The 23,771-nt window shown below is 67.7% G+C and carries 27 protein-coding genes and 2 riboswitches; of the genes, 6 read left to right on the plus strand and 21 right to left on the minus strand.

Annotated features, from left to right (window positions below):
• From JQX08_RS02055 to cobO, 9 genes are read right to left on the minus strand one after another with little or no spacing between them, the layout of a single operon-like run.
• Nucleotides 1-663 carry a vWA domain-containing protein gene (locus JQX08_RS02055; RefSeq protein ID WP_204914353.1) on the minus strand — a complete coding sequence of 221 codons (663 nt, stop codon included), beginning with the start codon at nucleotides 661-663 and terminating at the stop codon, nucleotides 1-3.
• Nucleotides 660-1,664: a magnesium chelatase ATPase subunit I gene (locus JQX08_RS02060; protein WP_204914355.1), complete on the minus strand. Its 1,005-nt coding sequence runs from the start codon at nucleotides 1,662-1,664 to the stop codon at nucleotides 660-662. The genes JQX08_RS02055 and JQX08_RS02060 overlap by 4 nt, the downstream gene beginning before the upstream one ends.
• A gap of 2 nt (nucleotides 1,665-1,666) precedes the next feature.
• Complete coding sequence (gene cobN / locus JQX08_RS02065; protein WP_204914357.1) at nucleotides 1,667-5,515, minus strand: cobaltochelatase subunit CobN; 3,849 nt, start codon at nucleotides 5,513-5,515, stop codon at nucleotides 1,667-1,669.
• 3 nt (nucleotides 5,516-5,518) lie between these two features.
• Nucleotides 5,519-6,574, minus strand: coding sequence for a cobalamin biosynthesis protein CobW (gene cobW, locus JQX08_RS02070; RefSeq protein WP_204914358.1), 1,056 nt, complete (start codon nucleotides 6,572-6,574; stop codon nucleotides 5,519-5,521).
• A gap of 17 nt (nucleotides 6,575-6,591) precedes the next feature.
• Complete coding sequence (locus JQX08_RS02075) at nucleotides 6,592-6,966, minus strand: DUF1636 family protein (protein ID WP_204914360.1); 375 nt, start codon at nucleotides 6,964-6,966, stop codon at nucleotides 6,592-6,594.
• Nucleotides 6,963-7,760 carry an ABC transporter ATP-binding protein gene (locus JQX08_RS02080; RefSeq protein WP_204914361.1) on the minus strand — a complete coding sequence of 266 codons (798 nt, stop codon included), beginning with the start codon at nucleotides 7,758-7,760 and terminating at the stop codon, nucleotides 6,963-6,965. The genes JQX08_RS02075 and JQX08_RS02080 overlap by 4 nt, the downstream gene beginning before the upstream one ends.
• Nucleotides 7,757-8,782 (minus strand): FecCD family ABC transporter permease, encoded by a 1,026-nt coding sequence (locus tag JQX08_RS02085; protein WP_204914362.1) that lies wholly within the window; start codon nucleotides 8,780-8,782, stop codon nucleotides 7,757-7,759. The genes JQX08_RS02080 and JQX08_RS02085 overlap by 4 nt, the downstream gene beginning before the upstream one ends.
• Nucleotides 8,779-9,624 (minus strand): ABC transporter substrate-binding protein, encoded by an 846-nt coding sequence (locus tag JQX08_RS02090; protein WP_204914363.1) that lies wholly within the window; start codon nucleotides 9,622-9,624, stop codon nucleotides 8,779-8,781. The genes JQX08_RS02085 and JQX08_RS02090 overlap by 4 nt, the downstream gene beginning before the upstream one ends.
• Nucleotides 9,624-10,232: a cob(I)yrinic acid a,c-diamide adenosyltransferase gene (gene cobO / locus JQX08_RS02095; protein ID WP_430472488.1), complete on the minus strand. Its 609-nt coding sequence runs from the start codon at nucleotides 10,230-10,232 to the stop codon at nucleotides 9,624-9,626. Before cobO ends, JQX08_RS02090 begins: the two co-directional genes overlap by 1 nt.
• A 144-nt stretch (nucleotides 10,233-10,376) precedes the next feature.
• Nucleotides 10,377-10,588: riboswitch (cobalamin riboswitch) on the minus strand.
• A 72-nt stretch (nucleotides 10,589-10,660) separates the two neighbouring features.
• Nucleotides 10,661-10,883: riboswitch (cobalamin riboswitch) on the plus strand.
• Between the two features lie 99 nt (nucleotides 10,884-10,982).
• On the opposite strand from cobO, the gene JQX08_RS02100 reads away from it, so the two are divergent.
• A complete protein-coding gene (locus JQX08_RS02100; protein WP_204914364.1) occupies nucleotides 10,983-11,168 on the plus strand; it encodes a CbtB domain-containing protein in 186 nt (61 codons plus the stop codon).
• A gap of 10 nt (nucleotides 11,169-11,178) precedes the next feature.
• Nucleotides 11,179-11,886: a CbtA family protein gene (locus JQX08_RS02105; protein ID WP_204914365.1), complete on the plus strand. Its 708-nt coding sequence runs from the start codon at nucleotides 11,179-11,181 to the stop codon at nucleotides 11,884-11,886.
• Between the two features lie 50 nt (nucleotides 11,887-11,936).
• Here JQX08_RS02105 and JQX08_RS02110 read toward each other — a convergent pair whose 3' ends face one another.
• The 5 genes from JQX08_RS02110 to JQX08_RS02130 all read right to left on the minus strand — a co-directional run bounded on the left by JQX08_RS02110 (nucleotide 11,937) and on the right by JQX08_RS02130 (nucleotide 14,583).
• Complete coding sequence (locus JQX08_RS02110; protein WP_204914366.1) at nucleotides 11,937-12,245, minus strand: hypothetical protein; 309 nt, start codon at nucleotides 12,243-12,245, stop codon at nucleotides 11,937-11,939.
• Entirely contained in the window at nucleotides 12,236-12,769 is a 534-nt protein-coding gene (locus JQX08_RS02115) for a DUF2937 family protein (RefSeq protein ID WP_204914368.1), read from the minus strand. Before JQX08_RS02115 ends, JQX08_RS02110 begins: the two co-directional genes overlap by 10 nt.
• 7 nt (nucleotides 12,770-12,776) lie before the next feature.
• Nucleotides 12,777-13,565: a class II glutamine amidotransferase gene (locus JQX08_RS02120; RefSeq protein ID WP_204914370.1), complete on the minus strand. Its 789-nt coding sequence runs from the start codon at nucleotides 13,563-13,565 to the stop codon at nucleotides 12,777-12,779.
• Between the two features lie 3 nt (nucleotides 13,566-13,568).
• A complete protein-coding gene (locus tag JQX08_RS02125; RefSeq protein WP_204914372.1) occupies nucleotides 13,569-14,015 on the minus strand; it encodes an HIT family protein in 447 nt (148 codons plus the stop codon).
• Between the two features lie 85 nt (nucleotides 14,016-14,100).
• A complete protein-coding gene (locus tag JQX08_RS02130; RefSeq protein WP_204914373.1) occupies nucleotides 14,101-14,583 on the minus strand; it encodes an MFS transporter in 483 nt (160 codons plus the stop codon).
• A gap of 96 nt (nucleotides 14,584-14,679) precedes the next feature.
• Between JQX08_RS02130 and JQX08_RS02135 the strand changes: the two genes are divergently transcribed.
• Nucleotides 14,680-16,719 (plus strand): S9 family peptidase, encoded by a 2,040-nt coding sequence (locus tag JQX08_RS02135; RefSeq protein WP_204914374.1) that lies wholly within the window; start codon nucleotides 14,680-14,682, stop codon nucleotides 16,717-16,719.
• Between the two features lie 230 nt (nucleotides 16,720-16,949).
• Here JQX08_RS02135 and JQX08_RS02140 read toward each other — a convergent pair whose 3' ends face one another.
• Nucleotides 16,950-17,243 (minus strand): hypothetical protein, encoded by a 294-nt coding sequence (locus tag JQX08_RS02140; protein ID WP_204914375.1) that lies wholly within the window; start codon nucleotides 17,241-17,243, stop codon nucleotides 16,950-16,952.
• Nucleotides 17,244-17,344: 101 nt separating this feature from the next.
• Here JQX08_RS02140 and JQX08_RS02145 point away from each other — a divergent pair, with 101 nt between their 5' ends.
• Both JQX08_RS02145 and JQX08_RS02150 read left to right on the plus strand, forming a co-directional pair.
• Complete coding sequence (locus JQX08_RS02145) at nucleotides 17,345-17,716, plus strand: YajD family HNH nuclease (RefSeq protein WP_430472489.1); 372 nt, start codon at nucleotides 17,345-17,347, stop codon at nucleotides 17,714-17,716.
• A gap of 56 nt (nucleotides 17,717-17,772) precedes the next feature.
• A complete protein-coding gene (locus JQX08_RS02150) occupies nucleotides 17,773-18,078 on the plus strand; it encodes a YgaP family membrane protein (RefSeq protein WP_204914376.1) in 306 nt (101 codons plus the stop codon).
• 186 nt (nucleotides 18,079-18,264) lie between these two features.
• Here JQX08_RS02150 and JQX08_RS02155 read toward each other — a convergent pair whose 3' ends face one another.
• Complete coding sequence (locus tag JQX08_RS02155) at nucleotides 18,265-18,528, minus strand: site-specific integrase (protein ID WP_204914377.1); 264 nt, start codon at nucleotides 18,526-18,528, stop codon at nucleotides 18,265-18,267.
• Nucleotides 18,529-18,737: 209 nt separating this feature from the next.
• A complete protein-coding gene (locus JQX08_RS02160) occupies nucleotides 18,738-19,880 on the minus strand; it encodes an acyltransferase family protein (protein WP_204914378.1) in 1,143 nt (380 codons plus the stop codon).
• A 533-nt stretch (nucleotides 19,881-20,413) separates the two neighbouring features.
• Here JQX08_RS02160 and JQX08_RS22440 point away from each other — a divergent pair.
• On the plus strand, nucleotides 20,414-20,491 hold the full coding sequence (locus JQX08_RS22440) for a leucine zipper domain-containing protein (RefSeq protein WP_430472504.1): 78 nt from the start codon (nucleotides 20,414-20,416) through the stop codon (nucleotides 20,489-20,491).
• A gap of 84 nt (nucleotides 20,492-20,575) precedes the next feature.
• Here JQX08_RS22440 and JQX08_RS02170 read toward each other — a convergent pair whose 3' ends face one another.
• The 4 genes from JQX08_RS02170 to JQX08_RS02185 all read right to left on the minus strand — a co-directional run bounded on the left by JQX08_RS02170 (nucleotide 20,576) and on the right by JQX08_RS02185 (nucleotide 23,743).
• The gene (locus JQX08_RS02170; protein WP_204915346.1) at nucleotides 20,576-20,794 is read right to left on the minus strand and encodes a hypothetical protein; all 219 of its coding nucleotides are present in this window, start codon (nucleotides 20,792-20,794) and stop codon (nucleotides 20,576-20,578) included.
• 2 nt (nucleotides 20,795-20,796) lie between these two features.
• On the minus strand, nucleotides 20,797-22,023 hold the full coding sequence (locus JQX08_RS02175; protein ID WP_430472490.1) for a hypothetical protein: 1,227 nt from the start codon (nucleotides 22,021-22,023) through the stop codon (nucleotides 20,797-20,799).
• Between the two features lie 244 nt (nucleotides 22,024-22,267).
• Entirely contained in the window at nucleotides 22,268-22,717 is a 450-nt protein-coding gene (locus JQX08_RS02180) for a YcgN family cysteine cluster protein (RefSeq protein WP_204914380.1), read from the minus strand.
• A 93-nt stretch (nucleotides 22,718-22,810) separates the two neighbouring features.
• Complete coding sequence (locus tag JQX08_RS02185) at nucleotides 22,811-23,743, minus strand: D-2-hydroxyacid dehydrogenase (protein WP_204914381.1); 933 nt, start codon at nucleotides 23,741-23,743, stop codon at nucleotides 22,811-22,813.
• Nucleotides 23,744-23,771: the final 28 nt, after the last annotated feature.

Consider the following 23,771-nt stretch of genomic DNA (forward strand, 5'->3'; position numbering starts at 1 on the left):
TCAGCTCCGGCCGAGCAGCTCCGCCGCGGCGACATGCTCGGCGTCCCACAGTCGCGCCAGGCGCGCAGCACGGCCGAGCGGCAACGCAGCGCGCTCGAAATCCACCACCACGCAGAAGTCGGCATGCGCCGGGCGTGGCGGTAGCTGGCTGAAGCGTCCGTCGCTGAGCAGCCACAGGCCAATGCGCTTGCCCGGGGAGCGGCGCCGCACCTTGCCGAGCAGCTGTTCGGCCAGTTGCAGACCGGCGTCCAGCGGCGTGCCGCCACCGCCGGCGATCGCGCTAATCCACACCTCGTTGAATGCCACCGCCTTGCGCGGCGCTTGCAGCAAGCGCGCCTGGTCGCCGGCGAAGGCGATCACCGCCAGCTCGTCACGCTGCCGGTACAGCTGCGCAGTCCAGTGCAGCAGCAGGCCCTTGGCCAAGGCCAGGTTGCGCTGCTTGAGCATCGAGCCGGAGCAATCCAGCAGCAGGCAGTGCAGCACCCCGTGCTGATCGGCTCGCGGGCGAAAGCACAGGTGTTCGAGGCGCAGCGCCGCGTTCGCCTTGCGCAGCAGGGTGCGCGGCCAGTGGATGCTGCGGCTCGGCGTGGCGCCGCTGGCCCGGCTGCGCCCCTGGCGGCCGCCGGTCTGGGCGTGCACGCCGGGAGCAAGACCGGGGCTCAAGGCTTTTTTGTCGGCAGCGGCCTCGCCCCGCTGAGCGCCGCGGTCGGCACCGCCTGCGGCGGCAGCGCGCCCCAGTCCTGGCCAGACTGCCGGGCGGCCGAGGCCGGTGGTGGCGGATTGCCGGCGGCTGCACCCGGCGACTCGGGCGGCGGCGTCTTGCGCCGATGGGCGAGGACCAGCTCGGCGACCGCCTCGACGTCCGCCTCGCCGATCGCCTGCTGCCCCAGCCAGGCGGCATGCGCGGCGGCGGCGCGCAGCATGACCAGGTCGGCGCGCACGCCCTCCACCCCGGCGGCGTGACACAGGTTGCTGACCTGGCGGTGCAGCGCATCGCCGAAGGCCAGCTCGCCCACTCGCGCGCGCGCCTGCTCCAGGCGCGCGACCAGCGCCTGCTGGGCGTCGCGCTGGCGTGCGACGAAACCTGCCGGGTCACGGTCGAACGCCAGCCGACTGCGCACGATGGCCTCGCGGGTGGCCGGGTCGAGCTGCGCACCGAGGCGCACGAACAGGCCGAAGCGGTCGAGCAGCTGCGGGCGCAGCTCGCCCTCCTCTGGGTTCATGGTGCCGACCAGGGCGATGCGCGCCTCGTGCTGATGGGAGATGCCGTCCCGTTCGATGCAGTTGACCCCGCTGGCGCAGACGTCGAGCAGCAGGTCGACCAGCCCGTCGGCGAGCAGGTTGACCTCATCGACATACAGCACGCCGCCGTCGGCACGGGCCAGCAGACCGGGCTTGAAGGCTACTTCGGCGTGCTGCAGCGCGGCCTGCAGATCCAGCGAACCGAGCAGCTGTTCCTCACTGGCGCCCAGCGGCAGGTTGACGAAGCGGTGGCCCGGCAGCAGTTCGGCCAGCGCACGGGCGCTGGTCGACTTGGCGGTGCCGCGCGGCCCCTCGATCAGCACCCCGCCGATCTGCGGGTCGATGGCGGCGAGCAACAGCGCCAGCTGCAGTTGCGGCTGGCCGTGCAGGGCACTGAACGGGTATTGCGGACGTGGCGTCATGGTCATCCTTCCAGCTGGTGTTCGGCGGCCAGCAGATGTTCTTCGATCTGCTCGCGGTAGTCGCCCGGCGCCTGCCAGAGACCGCGCTGGATCGCTTCGAGCAAACGCTCGCCGATCTCCAGCAGGGCATCCGGGTTGTGCTGACGGAGGAATTCGCGGGTCGCCGGGTCGTTCAGGTAGGCGTCGGTCAGGCAGGCGTACTGGTCGTCGCGCACCACGCCGGTGGTGGCGTCGTAGGCGAACAGGTAGTCGACCGTCGCGGCCATCTCGAAGGCGCCCTTGTAGCCATGGCGTTTCACGCCCTCCAGCCATTTCGGGTTGGTCACCCGCGCACGCATCACCCGGCTGACCTCCTCTTCGAGGCTGCGGATGCGCGGCGCCTGCGGGTCGCTGTGGTCACCGAACAGGATCGCCGGCTGCTGGCCGCTCAGGTGGCGCACCGCGGCGGTCATGCCGCCCTGGAACTGGTAGTAGTCGTCGGAGTCGAGCAGGTCGTGCTCGCGGTTGTCCTGGTTCTGCACCACCGCCTGCAACTCGCCGAGGCGCTGCGCGAAGCTGTCGCGGCGCGCCTCGCCGTACACCTGCTGGCCGTAGGCGTAGCCGCCCCAGTTCAGGTAGGCACGCGCCAGGTCGGCGTCACCCTGCCAGTCGCGCGAGTCGATCAGGCCCTGCAGGCCGGCGCCGTAGGCACCCGGCTTGGCGCCGAAGATGCGGAAGCCGGCACGCCGCCGCGCGCTCTGCGCATCGACGCCCTGGGCCTGCAGCTCGGCGGTCTCGCGCTGGATGCGCGCGCGGATCGGGTTGAGCGCCGCCGGTTCGTCCAGCTCGGCGACCTTCTGCACCGCGGCGTCGAACATCTGCATGACGTTGGCGAAGGCGTCGCGGAAGAAACCAGACACCCGCAGGGTCACGTCGACCCGTGGCCGGCCCAGGCGCCGCGCCGGCAGCACCTCGAAATCGGTGACCCGCCAGCTGCCCTCGGCCCACTGCGGGCGCACGCCGATCAGGGCGAAGGCCTGGGCGATGTCGTCGCCGCCGGTACGCATGGTCGCCGTGCCCCACACCGAAAGGCCGAGGCTGCGCGGGTAGTCGCCGTGGTCCTGGACGAAGCGTTCGATGAGCAGCGCGGCGGACTTTTCGCCGAGCGCCCAGGCAGTCGGCGTGGGGATCATCCGCGTGTCCACCGAGAAGAAGTTACGCCCGGTCGGCAGCACATCCGGCCGCCCACGCGACGGCGCACCGCTCGGCCCCGGCGGCACGAAGCGCCCGGCCAGGCCGCGGCACAGCTGATACAGCTCCTGCTCGCCACAGGCCAGCAGGCGCGGACGCAGGTCATCGTCGACGCGCTGCAGCACGGCACTGGAGTGAGGCCATCCCGCTGCTGTAGGAGCGAATTCATTCGCGATCAGCGCATCGGTGGCCTCCGCGTCGGCCCCATCGCGAATTAATTCGCTCCTACCTGGGGACTCCAGCAGCTGCAGAGCCAGCAACTCGATGCGCTCGCGGGTATCGCCGTGGGTGCGCCAGGGCTCGTCGCTGACCGCCAGCAGCGCCCCCGGCTGTGGGCCCTGCCAGGGTTGCGCCCAGTCGCCGGTGAGCGGGTCGAAGCCGGCGTCCGGCAGCAGGTCGCGGGCCAGCGCACGAACCAGGCTGGCGTTGCGCCCCTGGCCGTCGGCCACGCCGTGGCGGGCCAGGGCCAGCAGCGTATCGCGCAGCAGGCGGCCGTGCGGCGACTGGCCGAAGACATGCAAGCCGTCGCGAATCTGGCTTTCCTTCAGCTCGCACAGGTAGCTGTCGGTGCGATTGAGCAGCAGTTGCTCTTCTTCCTCGCTGCGCGGTGCGGCCAGGCCCAGGTCGGCGTGCAGGTTGTGGCTGACAATCAGCGCCAGCACCTGCTTGCGCAGCAGCCCGGCACGGCGCGGGTCGAGGGTCAGCGCCTCGTAGAACTCGTCGATCAGCCGCTCCAGATCACGGGTCGGCCCGTAGCTCTCGGCGCGGGTGAGCGGCGGCATCAGGTGGTCGATGATCACCGCCTGGGCGCGGCGCTTGGCCTGGCTGCCCTCGCCGGGGTCGTTGACGATAAATGGATAGAGATGCGGCAACGGCCCGAACACCAGCTCCGGCCAGCATTCCTCGCTGAGCGCCACGCTCTTGCCGGGCAGCCATTCGAGGTTGCCGTGCTTGCCGACGTGGACGATCGCATCGCTGGCCCAGGCTGTGCGCAGCCACAGGTAGAAGGCCAGGTAATGATGCGGCGGCACCAGGTCAGGGTCGTGGTAGTTGGCCAGCGCGTCGAGCTGGTAGCCGCGCGCCGGCTGGATGCCGACGAATACTTGCCCCAGCCGCAGGCCGGCGATCATGAAGCGCCCCTGGCGTAGCATCGGGTCCTGCTCGGGCGCGCCCCAGCGCGCGACGATGGCCGTGCGGTTGGCCTCTGGCAGCGCGGCGAAGAACGCCAGGTAATCGGCCAGCGCCAGGCTCTGCCGCGCCGGGCGCAGCTCCCACTGCTCGGGGTCGTTGGTGATGCCCTGCTTGAGCGCCTGCATTAGCGCATCGCCATCGGCGGGGATGCCGTCGACGCGGTAGCCCTCGTCCGCCAGGCGCTGCAGGATGCCGATCACCGAAGCCGGCGTGTCCAGGCCGACGCCGTTGCCCAGGCGACCCTCACGGGTCGGGTAGTTGGCGAGCACCAGCGCCACGCGTTTGTCGGCGTTGGCCAGCCCGCGCAACCGGCACCAGCGCTGCGCCAGCTCGCTGACGAAGGCGATGCGGTCAGGCAGGCCCTGATACTCGACCAGGTCGCTCTGGGTCAGCGCGCTGCGCTGGCCGAGGCCCTTGAAGCTGATCGCCCGGCTGATGATGCGCCCGTCGACCTCCGGCAACGCCACCAGCATGGCCATGTCACGTGGCTGCAGACCGTGCGGATCGACGCGCCAACTCGGCTCATTGCCGCCGGAAAGCATCACCTGCAGCACCGGGATGTCGCCGACCAGGGCGTGATCGCCGGGGTCGTCCATCGCCGAATGGGCGAACGCGGTGGTGTTGAGGATCAGCGCGACCTGCTGTTCGGCGCACAGACTGCGCAGGGTCGCCACGCACAGCGCGTCCTTCAGCGACAGCAGGGCGATTGGCAGCGGATTGAGGCCACGCGCCAGCAAGCCGTCGCACAGTTCGGCGAACACCCGGGTGTTCCCCGCCTGCAGGTGCGCGCGGTAGAACAGCACGGCCACGCACGGCGCGCCGGGCGTCCAGCGTGGCTGCCAACTATCGACCGAGGCGCTGTCGACCTGCGGGTGGAACACCGCCACCGGCGGCAACGCACGCGGCGGCTGCACCGGCAGATCGAGGCCGAAGAAGCGCGCACCGAGGAAGCGGTACAGCTGCCGCGCATTGCCCGCCCCGCCCTCGCGCAGGTAGCGCCACAGCTGGTGGCAGTCATCGGCGGCGACGGTACTCTGCGCGGCGAGGTTGGGGTCCTCGCTCATGTCGCCGGAGAACATCGCCAGGCCGATGTGCTTGCGCCGGCACAGCGCGACCACCTGCTCGGTGCCGTACGGCCAGTAGCTCTCGCCGCCGAGGTGGTCGATGACGATCAGCCGTGCATGCTGCAGCACCTCGTCGAGGTACAGGTCGATGGACGCCGGCTGACGCAGGTGCAGCAGGTTGGCCAGGCGCACCGAGGGAAACGAGGCGTGCGGCTCGCGGACCTGCGGGTGACAGGCCGCCAGCAGCGCCAGGGTGGTGTCGGCGGCACTGAGGATGACGATGTCCGCCGGGTCCTGGTCGAGCCGGGTGATGGTCGCGCCGCTCTCGTCGACGTAACCGCCGGGCAGCGCCGAGAGCATGTGCATGGCTCAGAGCACCGCGTCGTGGAGGGCCGTGCGCAGCGCCTCGGCGTCCAGCGCCTGGCCGATCAGCACCAGGTGGGTGCCGGGCGTTTCGCCCTCGCTCCAGCGGCGATCGAAGTAGGCGTCGAAACGCTGGCCGACGCCCTGCACCACCAGGCGCATCGGCTTGTCCGCCAGGGCGACGAAACCCTTCACGCGGAAAATCCCGTGACGCTCGACCAGGGCCTGCAACGTGGCAAGCAGGCGTTCGCGGTCGACCACCGGCAGCTTGACCACCACCGAATCGAACTGGTCGTGGTCATGTTCGTGCTCGTCGTCGCCGTGGTCGTGGTGGCTCTCGCGCAAGTGGATGCTCTCCTCCGAGGCACTGGCGCGGCCGAGCAGCACCTCCAGCGGCAGACGGCCGCGATCGCTGGCGAGCACCTTGACCTGGGCCGGCAGCTCCTCGCGCACCAGCGCCTCGACCGCGGCCAGGGCGGCGGCGTCGACCAGTTCGGCCTTGTTCAGCACCACCAGGTCGGCGGCCAGCAACTGGTCCTCGAACAGCTCGTGCAGCGGCGATTCGTGGTCGAGGTTGGGGTCGGCGCGGCGCTGCTCGTCGACCGCCTGCGGGTTGGCGGCGAACTGGCCGGCAGCGGTGGCCGGCACGTCGACCAGGGTCACCACCGCGTCGACGGTGCAGGCGTTCTTGATCTCCGGCCAGTGGAAGGCCTGCACCAGCGGCTTGGGCAGCGCCAGGCCGCTGGTCTCGATGAGGATGTGGTCGAGTTCGCCGCGGCGCTCGATCAGCTCGCGCATCACCGGGTAGAACTCTTCCTGCACGGTGCAGCACAGGCAGCCGTTGGACAGCTCGTAGAGCCTGCCGGCCTGCTCGCCGCCGTCCTCGTCGCAGCCGATGCCGCAGCCACGCAGGATTTCGCCGTCGATGCCCAGCTCGCCGAACTCGTTGACGATCACCGCGATGCGCCGGCCGTTGGCGTTCTCGAGGATGTGGCGCAGCAGGGTGGTCTTACCGGCGCCGAGGAAGCCGGTGACGATGGTGACGGGGATCTTGGCGGTCATGGAGGTGCTCCGGGTATTCAGTCGTCGAGAACGGGGATGCGGGCGATGAACTTGCCCTTGATGCCGGCCGGCCAGTCGCGAAATGGCACCTGGCCGGTGGCGGAATGCTGGTAGTGGCGGGCGTAGTCGAGCAGCGCCTGGGCGGCCTCGCGGTGCGGGGCGAAGTCGCCGAGCACATAGCCGATCTTGCCCGGCGCGCGCAGCAGCGCGGTGCAGTGGCGCTGGCAGGCCATCAGGCAGCGCGTGCGGCTGATCGTCAGCGGCGCGGCGCTGACGGCCTGTGCCTGCAGCAGGCGCTCGACCTCGCGGGCGAACTGCTCGCCCTTGCGCACCGCGTCGGGCTGCGCGGGGTCGTGGCCGCAGGTTTCACAGAGGGTCAGGTGGGTGCTCATGGCGCGACCTCGTCCGGGCGGCAGGCCCAGGGCAGGATGAAGGGTTGCTGCTGGTGCTCGCCGAGCATCGCCTGGACCTTGTAGACCTGCTGCAGGTGGCGCGGCGTGAGGACCTGCCGCGGGCTGCCGCAGTCGACCATGCGCCCCTGGTCGAGCAGCAGTACACGGTCGCAGAAGCGGCTGGCCAGGGTCAGGTCGTGGAGCACCACCAGCGCGCTGCGGCCCTGCGCGCACTGGCGGCGCAGCAGTTCCATGACGTTCAGTTGGTGGAACGGATCGAGCGCGGCGACCGGCTCGTCGGCGAGCAGCAGCGGGCTGCCGACCGCCAGGGCGCGGGCCAGCCGGGCCCGGGCGCGTTCGCCGCCAGAGAGTTGATCGAAGCGCCGCGCGGCCAGCGCGCCGAGGGCCATCTGTTCGATGGCCTGCTCCACCGCCGCCGCGTCGGCGCCGCTCAGGCGTGCGCCGTGGCTCCAGGCGCCGCGGTGTGGCAGGCGCCCGAGCGCAACGTAGTCGCGCAGGCGCAGCGGCCAGCTACTCTGGTCGCCCTGCCCCAGGTAGGCCAGGCGCACAGCGCGCTGGCGTGGCGACAGGTGCGCCAGGTCCTGGTCATCCAGGTGGATCGTGCCGCGGTATGGCAGCAGGTGGGCGACGGCCTTGAGCAGGCTGCTCTTGCCGGCGCCGTTGGGGCCGATCAGGCCGAGCAGTTCGCCGGCCTCGAGTTGCAACGACACGCCGTCGAGCAGGCGCTGGCCGTGCAGCTCGACGCCCACACCGTCCAGGCGCAGGCGGCTCATGCGCTCACCGTGCGCTGGCGCAACACCAGGGCGAGGAAGAACGGCGCGCCGAGCAGCGCGGTGACCACGCCGAGCATCAGCTCCTGCTCGCCACTGACCAGGCGCAGCAGGATGTCGGCGGCGAGCAGCAGCACCGCGCCGCCGAGCGCACTGCTGAGCAGCAGGCGCGCCGGGTGATAGCCGACCCAGCGGCGCAGCAGGTGCGGCACCACCAGGCCGACGAAGCCGATGGCGCCGGTCACCGCCACGCTGGCGCCGACGCACAGCGCGGTGCCGAGGATGATCTGCAGGCGCAGGCGCGGCAGGCTGACGCCGAGACTGCTGGCCTCGTCCTCGCCGAGGGTCAGCGCATCGAGCTGCGGCCCGCAGGCGAACAGCAGCGCCAGGCCGGCGAGGATGAACGGCAGGCAGAGCTGCACGTCGGCGAAGCTGCGGTCGCTCAGTGAGCCCATCAGCCACAGCACGATGTCCTGCATGTCGGTGGGATTGGGGGCCAGGTTGATCGCCAGCGAGGTCAGTGCGGCGGCCAGCGAGGACAGCGCGATGCCGGCCAGCAGCAGGGTCAGGTTGCTCGCCCGGCGCCGCGCGATCAGGTACAGCAGCAGCGTGGCGGCCGCCGCACAGCCCATCGCCGAGGCCGGCAGCAGCCAATGGCTGAGCCCGGCGTAACCGTAATAGAGGCACAGCACCGCGCCGAGGCTGGCGCTGGAACTGACGCCGAGCAACCCCGGCTCGGCCAACGGGTTGCGCAGCAGGCCCTGCAAGGCGGCGCCGGCGGCGCCCAGCGACAGGCCGACGAGGATCGCCAGCAGCACGCGCGGCAGGCGGATCTCATTGACGATGATCTGCTGCTGCACCAGCAGGTCGGCCAGGTCGCCGCCGGCCTGACTCGGCGCCAGCAGCGCATGGCCGACCTCGACGGCCGACAACGGCACTGCGCCGATGCCCAGCGAGGCGACGAACAGCAGCGCCAGGGCGAGCAGCAACAGCAGGTTGAGCGGACTCGGCAGCCAGCGCGTCATGGTCGCCCCTGCCCGTTGACGGCCAGCGCATCGAGGCGCGCGGCCAGTTGCTCGGCGGTGACGATCAGTTGCCAGTCGCTGCAGCCCCACTGGTTGCCGGGTATGGCGATCACCGGCCGGCTGGCGAGCAGCTGTTGCAGGCGCGGATGCCGCGAGTAACCGGACTTGGCGTAGCCCTGGTCGATCAGCATCGCGGAGGTGACGAACACATCCGGCGGCGCGCTGACCAGCTCCTCCAGGGCGTAGCGGCCCCAGCCCGTGCGACCGCGCGCGGCTAGCTGGTTCTCAACGCCGACCGCCTGGAACACCGTGTCGACGTAGGTATGTGCGCCGGCGCTGCCACCGTTGGGGCGCAGGTAGACCGCGCTGAACGGCCGCGGACGCTGCTGCAGGCGGGCCAGGCGTGCCTGCACGTCGGCGACCAGCGCGGCACCGGCCTGCTCGCGGCCGAGCGCCTTGGCCACCAGTTCGGTGGTGGCGAAGATTTCCGCCCAGGTGGTCGGGTACGGCACCACCAGCACACGGATGCCGTGGCGGCGCAGCAATTCAGCCTGGTTGTGGCTCTGCCAGCGCCGCGAGGCGAGCACCAGGCCCGGTCGCAGGGCGATGATCTCTTCCGCCGTGGCGTGATTGGCCGGGTAGCGCCGCGCCGCTTCGGGCATCGCCGAGACACGCGGGTCCTGGCTCTGCGCCGACACCGAGCGCAGCTGCCCGGGCGCGGCCAGGCTCAGCGCCAACTGGTCGGCGCAGAGGTTGGTCGACACCACGCTGGGCAGCGCGGCGCCGCACACTGCGGGGGCGGCGAGCAGCAGCGCCGCCAGCCAGGCACGCAGGCGGCTCATCAGAAGTCCAGGCCCGCCTGGCCTTTCACCCCGGCGCTGAAGGCGTGCTTGACGTCGCGGATCTCGCTGACCGTGTCGGCCAGTTCGACCAGCTCGGGCTTGGCAGCGCGACCGGTGATGATCACGTGCTGATGGCTGGGTCGCGCACGGATCGCGGCGACCACGCTGGCGGCGTCGAGGTAGTTGTACTTGAGCATGTAGGTCAGCTCGTCGAGCACCACCAGGTGCAGGCGCGCGTCCGCCAGCATGCGCGCGGCGGCAGCCCAGGCCTCGTCGGCGGCGGCCTTGTCCTGGTCCCAGTCCTGGGTGTTCCAGGTGAAGCCGGTGGCCATGGCGTGGTAGTCGACCAGCGGCGCGTGCTGCTGCAGGTAGATCACTTCGCCGGACGCCTGGGTGCCCTTGATGAACTGCACCGCGCCGGCGCGCTGGCCGTGGCCGAGGGCGCGGTACAGGGTGCCGAACGCCGAGGTGCTCTTGCCCTTGCCGTTGCCGGTGATCAGCACCACCACGCCGCGTTCGATCTGCGCCCGCTCGATGCCGGCATCCACCACGGCTTTTTTGCGCTGCATGCGCTCGTTGTGGCTGCGTTTCTTGTCTTCGTCGATCACGACAACTCCTGCGACTGGCGAGGGAATTCATGCGTAACGACGGGGAATGGCAAGACGCGTACACGCCTCGACCTGATGACGACGACTGAAGGAATACTGCCCAACGGGCAAGCAACAGCACCGGCCACACCCACACCCCGGGGTACGCGTTCATTCGATCAGGCCGGTCTTCTGGCTCGCCTTCGTCCGCTAATCGCGCCTTCCCGGTTTCCCAGTGGCATCTCGCGATTGCGTCAGGCTCTACAGCAGCGGGGGCTGCGCCGGAATGCGCTGTGGCGGTTGCCACGCGGTCACCGGACTTCCCGTTTCACCCGTTGCGCGATCGCGCTCGGGGCACCTGTTCGATGCCGCGCAGGGTAGCGGTTCGAGGCGGTCCTCGCAATCGGCCGGCCATCGTCCGAGTTGACCCTCGCGCAGCCTTCATGGTCTGCTAGCCGCCTGTTTCAGGTGTCTCGCGCCGACGTGCGCGAGGTGAAACGGGAAGCCGGTGGGTCCGATCCGCAAGGGTCGTACGAGTCCGGCGCTGCCCCCGCAACGGTAAGCGTACGTAGGGTTCCACAGCCACTGTGCTCAGCATGGGAAGGCGGAATCCGCAGCTGTCAGCCGACAGCCGTCGCAAGCCCGGAGACCGGCCTGGAACCTGTTTGGCAACCCGCGGTGGGCGGGTGCACGCCGGAATCGGGCCGCCCTGCCCGTTTTGTGCTGTGTCCTTCCACGCGTGCCGTTTCTCGACCCCTGGAAGGATCTCCCATGACTACCCGCACGCTGCCGTCCAGCTCTGCCGTCTCCCTGCCCGTCTCGCAACGCCTGCTGCTCGCCGTCGGCAGCCTGCTGGTCGGCGCCGCGCTGATCTACTTCGCCGGTTTCTCGCACATGGAGGTGGTCCACAACGCCGCCCATGACACCCGCCACAGCGCCGCGTTTCCGTGCCATTGAGGACTGCCCGATGATCAAGCAAATTGCCCAGACCGCGGGCTTCTCCGGCCTGCTCGCCGCCCTGTTGCTGACCCTGCTGCAAAGCTTCTGGGTCAGCCCGCTGATCCTCCAGGCGGAAACCTACGAAAACGCCGCGCCGGCGGTCGAGCCGCACGAGCACGCTGCGGGGACCGCTGCCCACGAGCATGCCAGCCATGAGCACGACGTCGAGGCCTGGGCGCCGGAGGACGGTCTGCAGCGCACGCTGTTCACCGGCCTGGGCAATCTGGTCGTCGCCGTCGGCTTTGCCCTGATGCTCGCCGGCCTCTATGCGCTGCGCAGCCCGCAACAAACCTGGCAGGGCCTGCTCTGGGGCCTGGCCGGCTTCGCCACCTTCAGCCTCGCGCCGTCGCTCGGCCTGCCTCCGGAAGTGCCGGGCACCGCGGCGGCCGACCTGCTGCTGCGTCAGTACTGGTGGATCGGCACCGCCGCCGCCACCGCAGTCGGCCTTGGCCTGTTGGCGTTCGGCCGGCACTGGGCGCTGCGCGTGCTCGGCGTGCTACTGCTGCCGCTGCCGCACCTGATCGGCGCGCCGCATCCGGAGGTGCATGAAAGCCTGGCGCCGGCCGCGCTGGGGCAGGAGTTCATCTATGCCTCGCTGCTGACCAATGCGCTGTTCTGGGCGGCACTTGGGCTGATCAGCGCCTGGCTGTTCGGCCGCCTGCAGCGCCACGCCTGAAGACTGTCGCGCGTGGTGGCCGCTCGGCGGTCGCCACGCCGGCAACCGATCTAATCTGCCAGGCGACGCAGGCAGTAGCGGTTCAGAGCGACCTTGCCGCGATTGTCGAGAATGGCGATTTCCGCGCCCAGTTCGCGCAGCCGGGTGTTGAGATCACCGGCGTACAGCTGCTGCAGCCAGCGCCGGTAGCTGGCGTCATCGCCGCCGCCCAAGTGGCGATACAGCTCAGGCAAGCCGAACGCCCAGTACCCCACCCGGCAGTCGAACCCTGCGGCCTGCAAGGCCTGCAGGGTCGCCGCGTCGCCCTGCAGCACCTGCTCGCAGCAGTCCTGTAGAGCGGCCAGCGGCGTCAGCGCCAATGGCGCTTCTCGTAGGCGATGGTCTTGTGCGTGCGGCCGACGCCAAAGGTCCAACCGATGCCCAGCGCCAGCAACTCCACCAGCCAGGCGAGCAGCAGGCCCGCGCCGAGCCCCCAGGCGATCGCCTCGGGTGCCAGCAGCACCTGGTAGCTGTAGTTGTCCCAGGTTTCCTGCAGCAGCGTGCGGTCGGCGCCGCTCAGCAGGTGCCAGAGCTGCGCGTACCAGCGCCCCTGCATGGCCAGCCATTCAGCCTCCAGCAACTCGGCGCGGCCGACCAGATGGGCGACGCTGTCGGCGTCGCTGCGCACCACTGCGTCGGGACTGGCGCGGTAGTGGGCAACCAGCGCATTGAGGTCGCCGTTGAAGAAGCGCGCGGCGGTCTCGCGGAAGCCACTGAGGCTTTCCTCCGACTCGGCACGATGGGCGGCCACGCGCTTGGCGTAGTCGTCGACGAAGCCCGGCACCTGCACGCCGACCAGCAGGCCGAGGGCGAACACCACCAGACGCAGATAACTTCTGAACATGTCGCGCTTATCCCCCGATTGCTCCGACTTGCCCGTGGGCAAGGCACTCGCCGCGGCGCCACAGGCTCCAGTCGCCGGGCTGGTAGATGGTCCAGGTCTCGTTGGCGGTCAGCGGCTCGGTGGCGATCACCGTGACCACGTCGTTGGGCGTGGTTTCCGCCTGGAAGTCGACCGTCACGTCAACGTCCTTCAGCTGCGCCGGGCCGAACGGCGCGCGGCGGGTGATGCGCGCCAGCTTGGTCGAGCAGAAGGCGAACAGCCAGTCGCCATCGCTGAGTAGGCAGTTGAACACGCCCTTGGCGCGATAGCCGTTGCAGGCATTGATCAGCGTCGGCAGCAGGATGTTCACCGCCACCGGCTCGGGAAACGCCGCGCGCACCTGGTTGAGCAGGTCGCAGAACGCCGCCTCGCTGTCGGTATCGCCGACCGGCCGGTAGAAGGTCGGCAACGGCTGGAAACCGGCCAACTGGCCGTTGTGCGCGAAGCACCAGTTGCGCCCCCACAGCTCGCGCACGAACGGGTGGGTGTTGGCCAGGCAGACCCGGCCGACGTTGGCCTGGCGGATGTGGCCGATCACCGTTTCGCTCTTGATCGGGTAACGCTGCACCAGCTTGGCCACCTCCGACTGCACGCTGGCCGCCGGGTCCTGGAACAGCCGCAGGCCGCGGCCCTCGTAGAAGGCGATACCCCAGCCGTCGCGGTGCGGACCGGTGCCGCCACCGCGCTGCATCAGGCCGGTAAAGCTGAAGACGATGTCAGTCGGCACATTGGCGCTCATGCCCAGCAGTTCGCACATGGCTCAGGACTCTCGTTGCAAGGTGTGGCGCAACTGCTCGGCTTCACGCGTGAGGCGCGCCTGCAGAGCCTTGCGCCCGAAGGGCAGAAAGCGCGTCACGGCGCGCCAGAGGAACGCCGGCAGGTCGCCCGGGCGGCGCGGAATCAGGTGCAGATGCAGGTGCGGCACGTGCTGGTTGGCCACCGGGCCGTCGTTGATCAGCAGGTTGATGCCCTCGATGCCGTAGCCGCTGGCGCGCAGCACCTGGGTCAGGCGCTCGGTGAGGGTCAGCAGTCGTTCGCGCGCGGCGGCGGACAGGTCGCTGAGGTACGGCGCGTGCTCGCGACTGACCACCAGCACATGGGCGGGGCGCAGCGGGTAGATGTCGAGGATGACCTGGAAATGCTCATCTTCGTACAGACGATGAGCCGGCAGCCGACCGCTGCCGATGGCGCAGAACACGCAGTCCATGTGGGCTTCCTGAAAGGCAATGGGCCCATGCTGAATGGGCAGCCCGGCAGAATCAAGCGATCCGGCCGGGAGCGCGCCGCGAAGGTTACAGACGCGGCTCGATGCGCAGGCGGCGGTCGCCGTTGCGGTCGTCGCGGGTGTCGGCCGCCGGGGCCTGCTCGCGCGCCATGATCTCGCGCAGCGTGCGTTCGTCTTCGACTTCCGCCGGCGCGCTGTTGGCGGCGCGTCGGGCCTTCCACCAGCGCTCCACCGGCCAGCGCAGGAAGCAGAAGATCAGGTAGGCGGAGAACGCCACGATGCCGTAAATGGCCAGGTCCGCCACCGCATGCCAGGCGTTGGTGCCGACCTTGAACAGCATGTCCAGGGCGATCACCGCGATGGCCGGAGCGAACAGCTCCTTGCCGGGGTCGACGATGGTCGGCGAAAACAGCAGCACCGCGACGATCACCCGCAGCGGCTCGCGCACATAGCGCCACATCCAGCCGGTCAGCCGGCACCAGACCAGCAGGCAACCGAGTGCCGCAACGGCATAGGCGGTCCAGACAAGCAGGTTCTCGTTTTCGATCATTGCGGTTCGTTGGCGGGGCTGGAGAAGGGGGGCTTATGATAGCGACTTTTCGCCGGACCGGCTTACTCGCCGTCTACCGCCCCTGAGGAGAACTCCATGTCCCACGCCCCGGTTGCGCGTCTCGAACCCGGCAACGACCCCTATCGCTGGCTGGAGAATCGCGACAGCGCCGAGGTGCTCGAGCACCTGAAGGCGGAAAACGCCTACCTCGAGGCCGAGCTCGCCGGGCAGGCCGAGCTGCGCGAGCAGCTGTTCCAGGAGATCAAGGCGCGTATCCGCGAGACTGACCTGTCGCTGCCAACGCCGTGGGGCCCCTGGCTGTACTACACGCGCACCACCGCCGGCGATGAGTACCCGCGTCACTACCGCTGCCCGCGCCCAGCCGGCGACTCGCTGCAGGTCGACGAAAGCGCCGAGCAACTGCTGCTTGACCCCAATGCCCTGGCGGGCGGCGGCTACCTGGCGCTCGGCGCGTTCAACGTCAGCCCCGATCACAGCAAGCTGGCCTACAGCCTCGACACCAGCGGCGACGAAATCTACCAGCTGTATGTGCAGGACCTCGCCACTGGCGCCATCACCGCCCTGCCCTTCGACGACTGCGACGGCAGCCTGACCTGGGCCAACGACAGCCAGACACTGTTCTTCGCCACCCTCGACGACACCCACCGGCCGCACCAGCTGTACCGCCACCGCCTGGGCCGCGACGGCGCCGAGCGGGTGTTCGAGGAAAGCGACGGACGCTTCTTCCTGCACTGCTACCGCGCCAGTTCCGAGCGCCAGCTGGTCATCCTGCTCGGCAGCAAGACCACCAGCGAAACCTGGGTGCTGGATGCCGAGCAGCCCGATGGCGCGTTCCGCTGCCTGGCGCCGCGCGAGGAAGACCACGAGTACTACGCCGACCATGGCCGCCTGGACGGCGAATGGACCTGGCTGATCCGCAGCAACCAGAGCGGCATCAACTTCGCCCTGTATGCCGCGAGCGAGGCCGCCCCCGAGCGCCCGCACTGGCGCGAGCTGATCGCCCACGACCCGCAGGTGATGCTGGAAAGCGTCACCCTCAACCGCGACGCGCTGATCCTCAGCCTGCGCGAAGGCGGCCTGCCGGTGCTCGAGGTGCGTGCCGCAGGCCAGGCGCCGACGCGCCTGCAACTGCCGGATGCGGCCTACAGCCTGCACGTGCAGGACAGCCTGGAATTCCACAGCCCGGTGATCCGCCTGCGCTACGAGGCGCTCAATCGTCCGGCACAGATTCGCCAGCTCGACCTCGCCAGCGGCGCGCAGCGGGTGCTCAAGGAAACCCCGGTGGAAGGCCCGTTCGATGCCGAGGCCTACGAGAGCCGCCGGCTGTGGGCCCGCGCGCCGGACGGCACGCAGGTGCCGATCAGCCTGGTGGCGCGCCGTGAGGTGCTGGCCGCCGGACAGCCCGCGCCGGCGCACCTGTACGGCTACGGCGCCTATGGCGAGTGCCTCGACCCGTGGTTCTCCCATGCCCGCCTGAGCCTGCTCGACCGCGGCTTCGTGTTCGCCATTGCCCACGTACGCGGCGGCGGCGAACTCGGCGAAGCCTGGTACCGCGCCGGCAAGCTGGCGCACAAGCAGAACACCTTCGACGACTTCATCGCCTGCGCCGAGCACCTCCTCGCCGAAGGCCTGAGCAGCCCGGCGCAGCTGTCGATCAGCGGTGGCAGCGCCGGCGGCCTACTGATCGGCGCGGTGCTCAACCAACGCCCGGAGCTGTTCGCCGCCGCGATCGCCGACGTGCCGTTCGTCGACGTGCTCAACACCATGCAGAACCCCGACCTGCCGCTGACCGTCACCGAGTACGACGAATGGGGCGATCCCAACGACCCCGAGGTGTTCGCCCGCATCCAGGGCTACGCGCCCTACGAGAACGTGCGCGCCCAGGCCTACCCGGCGATCCTCGCCGTGGCCGGCTACAACGACAGCCGCGTGCAGTACTGGGAAGCGGCCAAGTGGGTGGCCAAGCTGCGCGCCAGCAAGACCGATGCGCACCTGCTGCTGCTCAAGACCGACCTCGGCGCCGGGCATGGCGGCATGAGCGGGCGCTATCAGGCGCTCAAGGATGTGGCGCTGGAGTATGCGTTTCTGCTCAAGGTGCTGAACAGCCCGGCGTAGGGGGGATGGCGCCTTGCACAGCCACCGCGCTGTGGTGGATAACGCTTCGCGGTTATCCACCCTACGGGCTGTGTCAACGCTCACTGCCAGGAACGAACCTCGATGACTCCCTCCGGGAGAGGGCTGGGGTGAGGGGCGGAATTAACCTGGACCTCGAACCATCCTACCCACTGCTCTTGGCGGAAAACACCGGACGGCGCTCCGCTGCGCGATTTTCCACCCTACCCCAACTACTCCTCGCGCTTCTTCGGTCGCTCCGGTTCCTCGCCCTGGCTGTTGCGCCGCAGCTGTTCCTTGAGCAACGGCAGGTCCTGGTCGCGCGGGTTGGGGGTGACGCTGGTCGGCAGGCGGGTGTTGCCGTTGTTGAGCAGCGGCGGATGGCTGGGCGAGATGCCCTGCGGCGCCTGGTACGGCACCGGCTGGCCGAAGGGTGTCGGTGTCGGCGTGCCCGGCGAGCCGGGCGGCGCGGCCAGGGCCGGCAGGCCCGCGAGGGCGAGGAGCAGTGCCACGTGACGCATGCGCATGAGCCTTCTCCCGACAGGAAACCCACCACCAGCTTATCCCACCCCGCGCGGCCGGGCGCCCGAGCCGACCCGCGGGCTAAACTGTCCACACCAGCCAACCGATGATCGCCAGGTACGCCATGAACAACCCGAAGACCTCCTCCGGCACCCAACGCCGCCGCGAGGAGGGTTACCGCGAGAAAGCGCTGAAGATGTACCCCTGGGTCTGCGGCCGCTGCGCGCGCGAGTTCTCCGGCAAGAACCTCAGCCAGCTGACCGTGCACCACCGCGACCACAACCACGACAACAACCCCGAGGACGGTTCCAACTGGGAGCTGCTGTGCCTCTACTGCCACGACAACGAGCACGCCCGCTACACCGACCAGCAGTATTTCGCCGAAGGCTCGACCGCCAGCCCGCTGGCGCCGAAGACCACCTACAAGGCCTTCGGCAGCCTCGCCGACCTGCTCAAGGGCAAGGACGACATCGGCTGAACGCCGGCGCGGCGGCGCGGTCCCTGATAAGACAAGGACTATCCGGAGATTCCACCATGAGCGACGCCGCCCCCCCCCTGAACCGCCTGGCCACCGACCACGCGCCCAACGTGCACGGCTGGGAACGCGCCGCCTGCCTCGGCAGCGGCGCCCTGTTGATCGGCAAGGGTTTGCGCCGCGGCGGCCTGATCGGCGCTCTGGAGCTCGCCATCGGCGGCGTCAGCCTGTTCCGCGGCATCACCGGGCAGTGCCCGGCCAAACGCTACCTGGCGGAAACCCGCGCCGAACTGGAACAGATCCGCAGCGAACTGGATGCCGCCGGCAGGCGTCTGGCGGAACTGGGCAAGACCGCCAAGGCGTAGGCTGGGTCGAGCGAAGTGCTGCCCGGCAGCATCGCTCGATGGGTATCGTTGCTACGCTCCTCGCCCCATCCTACGTTCCCTGCCAGCTTCCAGTACTGCGGCATCATCGGGGTGTGAACCGAAAGCGTGATTTCGCTTGGTTCCAGGAAGGTCTGTCTATTTGACATGGGGTGGTCTGTCTAATACTCAGCGTGCCTGAATCGGCATTTCGGGGGCAGGGCGATCTTCGGCAACCGCCCCCTGAGGTATCGTGCGGTCATCCTGAGATCGGAGTGACTGCCCAAGGCTTGAGCACTCTTGCCCTTCGGCGTCTGCGTCGGTAAGGGACTTCGCGAGGATATCGTGAATTGTCACGTCCTCGATCCCAGTTTTCTTTCTGAGCTTATTGAACGCGACCTTGACCGTATCGTGGCTGACCGGCTTCCCTGCTCGGGAGCAGAACAGGATCATCTGCGTATTCTCCTCGGCAAAGCCTTTGCATTAGCTATGACCTGCTCAAGATCCGGCGTCATAGTCACTACCAACTTGGCCTTGGTCCTCTTCTGCACGAACGCCCCCTTATCCGAATTTCGCTGAGGCGGATCGACAATACGTCGTTTATGCGTTGGCCTATACCGCAGTGATGCTCGATGATGGGTGGCCGGAGTGACCGTCCATCACTAAGCGACCGTCACTGCGGCTTGTGCGGACTTCCGTCTATTTATCAGACTGCGCCCAAGTCGGATCCCAGGAACCTCAATTAGCCGATAGGTGACCTCGGAGACAAGAAGTACAGTGATGAGCAGAAATGCTGCACATGGGAAGAATGCGTAAGTTCCGACATACGCAGCTACAGCGCCATACATGGAGAGAAGTGGTCCCTTCAGGCATTCGATTATGACGGGATGACTTAGATAGATGCTGAAGCTTCTTTCCCCCAGGAATTCGAATGCTTTGTTGGCAAGCACTCTGCTTGGGTAGTGCGTTTGCCATATCACCAGCCCTGTGAATCCTATTCCCCATAGGATTATATCCAACCTCCCGTTATCGATTACAAGCTCACCAAGCTTGAAGAAGCATAGTGATACCAGTAGCGCAGAAGTTGCCAGAGGTATTATCACCCTACAGATATTTGTGCCTTTCTTGAAAAACTTGCTGGCACGATACGCATAAATCCCCATTGCGAAGTAGCAGAAATTGGAGGCGAAAGAAAAATATGACCAACTCCATTGCGGCCTGGACGAAGCGCTTAAATATGCATCCTGCAGGCTATATCGAATAGAGTAGCATACGACGATACTGGCTATCATCAAGAGAAGTGCAGATCGATGTGTACTTGTGAGGAGCATCAAGCCTGGGAGTAACGCATAGAATATCATCTCAACACCAACTGACCAGCCTCCCCACACTATTCCAGAGAAAGGCACGAATCCGAAAGTGAAAGACAAGTTCAGAAGTATGTCGTTTGTGCTGGCAATGAGTTTCCAAGTCATCACCTGCCTAATGATCTCGAACGCTAGGAATGAGTAAAATAGCGGGGCAATCCTAAAGAACCTCTTTATCGCATAGTCATGACACCAGCCTTTCTCGGTTATCCTCTTCTCTGTCGTGTGCATTAGTGAAAACGCACTGAGAACAAAAAACAGGTGGACCGAATATCCAAAATAATGATAAATAAATAAAAATCTTTCCGGAGTTTGTATATCGACAAGTCGAGGAAGGTGATACAAGACAACTGCTACTGCAGCAAGCCCTCTGAGCCCATGAATCGCAGGCAGAAGTTGCTCGTTGGCAACTACTGAAGATTTGAAGTTACTTGTCATGACATTCCTTGATTGGCTTATTTTTATTAGTCCGTGCTGCCTGTACTGGCGTGCCGAATGATACGGCATTGATATCACGCTGAGAACGACCCCGCATATCGATATAGAGCCATGCCTGGAGAATCCCATGACCCTCTCTGAAACCGAGAGCGGGCCATCGGGCCTGCGTTCCTGTTGTTACCTGCGCGCATGGAAAGCCTGCAGGCTGAGGTGATATTAGCTGGCCATCGGCCTGCAGGAATCGCAATTCAAGTACCGCCGACAGCCTGGCAATGGCCAGAGCGGCGGCATGGTTGCCATGCCCCCCCCCCCACGAACTGATCCGTGAGCACGACGACGTGCTGGCAGCTGGTCTAGCGGTGATCTCTCAGTAGGTTGTTCATCCGGGCATCCCCGGAATTCTGGAAGTGCGACCAACCAAGCCTTCCAGGAGCCCCGGATGAACCTGCATAAAAATGTCCGCCTTACCCCACGTGGTCGAACCCTTTTGATCGAACGCATCCAATGTGGCTTGCGTGGCCCAGGCCGATGGTGTGAGCGTTCGAACCGTCTACAAATGGCTCAAGTGTTTCCGGGAAGAAGGCAAGCCTGGCCTGATGGATCGCTCCTAGCGCCCCGCTCATTGCCCCCCATGCCATGGCGCAAACAGTCATCGAGCACATCATCGCCCTATGACAGACACGCCAGACTTACCGTCAGATCGCAGCAAGCCTGGAGTTGGCGGTCAGCACAGTGGCTCGGTGCCGTAGCTGATCGCCAGGTCGATCTCCTCGCCGAGCACCGAGCACCGGCTGCTCGTAAAGGTGCAGGGTGATCTGCAGGTGGCGCTCGCCGAAGTCGGCGCGGCCGAAATGCGCGTGCCGCGCGGCGCACTCGAAGGTACGCAGGGCAGTGAGGGACGGCAGGCGGCGCATCGCTACTTCAGCAGCGGCGTGTCGAGCACCTTCGACGGCCCGCCCATCAGGTCTTCGCTGATCTCGATGAATTCCTTGGTCGACACCTTGTCCAGGCGCATCAGGCCACGGGCGACGTCGTCCAGCGAATAGCGCTTCTGGCTGCGCTGGCGAATCTCCCGGTCGAGGTCCTGCAACAGCAGCACCGCGCGCGCAGTGACCGGGCCGCTGGCCTGTTCGCCGCGCAGGCTGGTGACCTTGCGGCTCCATTTGCCGAGCGATTCGCGCACCTGCTGGTAGCGGTCCTCGCTCATCCCGCCGGCGCGGCGCAGCAGCTCGATGGCGTAGTACTCGGCGATACCCTCGCTGACCCAGTCGCTGCCGTCGGTATCGCGGATACCGCTGAACACGTGGACCAGCTCGTGCACCAGCGAACTGGTGCCGTTCTCGCTGACCAGCGGCCGGTCGGCGTGCATGAACAGCGAGTTGGGCCCGGACAGCCCACCACGCCACATCGGGTTGCCCGCGCCGACCACCAGCAACTTGCCAGGATCGCGCGGGAACACCGCCTGCACTTCCGGCCAGACGAAGGTCAGCAGGGTCAGCACGTCCATGCGCCGCAGCCCCTCGCCGACCGGCGCGGCGACGGTGACCTCGGTTTCGCCGAGGCGTGCGCGACGCGTGCCGAGCTGGCCGGCGAGAATCCAGCCGGTCGGCCGGTCGAGCAGGCGCGACGGGTTGTCGATGCGGAAGCGGTTCTTGCCGACCCGCGGCCAGCCGGTTTCCACGCTCTTCCAGCCTTTCGGCAGCTCGAACTGCAGGCGCGACACCAGTTCGGTGCCCTGCGCCTGATCCAACTCGGCGCTCGGCACCAGGTCGTCGCCACGCAGCAGCGCCCAGTCCGGCGTCATCCGCGCATCGAAACGGCCGTTGTCACGCGGGTGGCTGACCTTCACCCGGTAGCTCAGGCGGCTCTTGCCGTCGGCCGGATTCCACGTGCCATGCAGGCCGTCGGTGTCCTGCTGCCAGTGGCCGTCGGCCTTGAAGTCGCTGTAGTAACCCTTGTCGCCAAGGTCGAAGCGCAGGCTGCGCACCGCCTTGCCGTCTTCCAGGGTCAGGCTGACTTCGGCCTGGTCGGCCTCCGGGACGAAGCGCACCTGGTAGTCGAGGTCGATCTTCTTCGCCGCCCAGACCGGGGCACACAGCGAGGCTGCGAGGGCAAAGGCGAGGGATGTGCGGAAGGCTTGCACGCTGACGGCTCCTTGAAATGTTCTGTCCATACGCCCGCCGCGCGGGACCGGACCTAATGCCAGAGCCGCTTGGACAAGCAAGTTGTCGGTGAGTTTTCTGCACGAAGCAATCATCTCACCTGCAGGAGCGGATTCATCCGCGATTAGCCCGCGCTTGCACGGATCGCGAATAAATTCGCTCCTACAACGGATGAGAGACGCAGCCCTGCTCCCAACCCGCATCCAGAAATTAGACGGGAACTGGCTAGCCCGCGCGGAAGATCATGTGCTCTTCCCAGTCATCCTCGGCGACGGCGTTCTCGCTGAGCATGTTGCCGACCTGGGAAATCGCCGCCTTGTGCACCGCTTGCGGATCGCCGCAGACCAGCGGGTGCCAGGGCGGCAGGTCGAGGCCTTCGGCGACCAGGCGGTAGCCGCAGGTCGGCGGCAGCCAGCGAAATTCGCTGGCCTGGCCGGGGGTGAGCTGGATGCAGTCGGGGACGAACTGGCGGCGGTTGGCGTAGTCGCTGCAGCGGCAGGTGTTCAGGTCAAGCAATTTGCAGGCGATGCGCGTGTAGTAGACGCTGCCGTCCTCCTCGTCCTCGAGCTTCTGCAGGCAGCACAGGCCGCACCCGTCGCACAGCGACTCCCACTCGTCGCGGTCGAGTTCGGCGAGGGTTTTGCGTTTCCAGAAGGGTTGGACTTTAGCGGCCATGGTGCGTGGAGGACGGTCTCGGAAAAGGGCGGCAGTCTAGCGCCGCACGACCCGCCGGCCAAGGCTGGCGCGCCGAATGGCGCGGCGCGCGGCTCAGTAGCCGCGGGCGAAATCCACTTCGCCGTGCAGCCGTTCGCCGTTCGCGAAGCGCCGCAGGTTGCCGAGGAACAGCTCGGCCATCAGCGGCGGCTGGGTCGGCGCCGAACTGTGCCCGGTGAGCAACAGCCCGTAGGCGGTCCAGAACGGATGACGCGATGGCAGCGGCTCCTGGCGGCACACATCGATCACCGCGCCGGCCAGCTCGCCGTCGCGCAGCGCGGCGACCAGGTCGGCATCGACCACCGCACTGCCGCGCCCGGCATTGATAAACAGCGCATGGGGATTGAAGCGGGCGAACAGCGCCGCGTCGTAGATGTCCTCGGTGGCCGGCGTGTCGGGCAGCAGGTTGACCACGTAGTCGGCCTCGCCGACCCACTCGCCGAGCGCCTCGAGCCCCGCCACCCGTTGGAAAGGCGCCAGCTCGCGCGGCTCGCGGGCGATACCGAACAACTGCATGCCGAACGGCGCGAGGAAGCGCGCCACGCTCTGGCCGATGTCACCGCAGCCGACGATCAGCACACGGCGCCCGGCCAGGCTGTGCGGCGGCTGATTGTGCCATTCGCGCACCACCTGGCTGGTCAGCCGCGCCAGCACCTCGCGCTCGTGGTTGAGCACATAGGTGAGCACGTACTCGGCCATCACCTGGCCGAAGATGCCCACCGCGCGACTCAGCCGGTAGTCGCGCGGCAGGCTCGGGGCCAGCAGCGGGGTGATGCCGGCCCAGGTCGACTGCAGCCACTGCGGTTTGAGGCCCTGGCGCAACAGGGTGGCGACCAGGTCCGGCTGGCCCAGCCAGATCGCGCAGGCGCCGGCCGCCTGCGCCAGTTCGGCGGGGTCATCGGTGGCGATCAGCTCCAGATCGGGCTGCGCGGCGCGCAGCAGCGCGGCATAGCGGGCGTGGTCGTGTTCGGCAATCAAAATCGGCATGGCACAGCTCGGCCCGGGCGCGCTGAGC

The organism is Zestomonas insulae (assembly GCF_016901015.1).
Lineage (GTDB): Bacteria > Pseudomonadota > Gammaproteobacteria > Pseudomonadales > Pseudomonadaceae > Aquipseudomonas > Aquipseudomonas insulae.